Annotated in this window: 1 protein-coding gene; it reads left to right on the top strand. The window is 61.1% G+C overall.

Features of this window, described 5'->3' with window-relative positions; genetic code table 11:
- Nucleotides 1–809 (top strand): transposase (locus ACOYQJ_RS26205; RefSeq protein ID WP_422908816.1); only part of this gene is annotated, 809 nt, incomplete at both ends.

Raw genomic sequence — 809 nt, forward strand, 5'->3', positions numbered from 1 at the left:
AACTTGGCGTATCGCTGGTTTTGCCGCCTGGACCTCAGCGATCGGGTTCCGGATCACTCGACTTTCTCGAAGAACCGGCACGGGCGTTTCCGCGACAGCGAGCTGCTGCGGCACCTGTTCGAGACCACGGTGGCCCGCTGTATCGAAGAGGGCCTGGTCAGCGGGCAAAGGATGGCCATCGACGCCAGCCTGATCGAGGCCGATGCCAACAAACAGAACTCGACGCCGAAGGAAGAGTGGGATGCGAAGCAGATCGATCCTGCCGACGCGCCCCGAGCCGTTCGCGAGTATCTGGACACTTTGGACGAGGCAGCGTTTGGTGCAGCCAGCGAGGTGCAGCCGAAGTTCACGTCCCATTCCGACCCGGCCAGCCAGTGGACTGCTGCACGTAAAGGTCCGGCATTCTTCAGCTATTCCGACAACTATCTGATCGACACTGACCATGGCGTAATTGTGGATGTTGAAGCTACCAGATCGATCCGGCAGGCCGAGGTTGGCTCGACCAAGACCATGCTCAAGCGCGTGAAGGCCAGGTTCGACCTCCATCCCGAGCGCCTGATCGCAGACACGGCCTATGGCACGGCCCCGATGCTGGGCTGGTTGGTCGACCAACAGATTGCTCCCCACATCCCGGTCTTGGACAAGTCTGGGCGCAGCGACGGCACTTGGACCCGCGCCGACTTCGAATGGGATGCGAAAAACAACCAGTACATCTGCCCTGAAGGGCATGAGCTGAAGCAATTCCGCAGGAACTATTCTGACCCGAACCGCGGCCCGAGCGGCAAAGGCACAGCCCGGTATCGCGCGCT

It is taken from the genome of Pacificoceanicola algae (assembly GCF_049341065.1).
In the GTDB taxonomy this organism is placed as follows: Bacteria; Pseudomonadota; Alphaproteobacteria; order Rhodobacterales; family Rhodobacteraceae; genus Pacificoceanicola.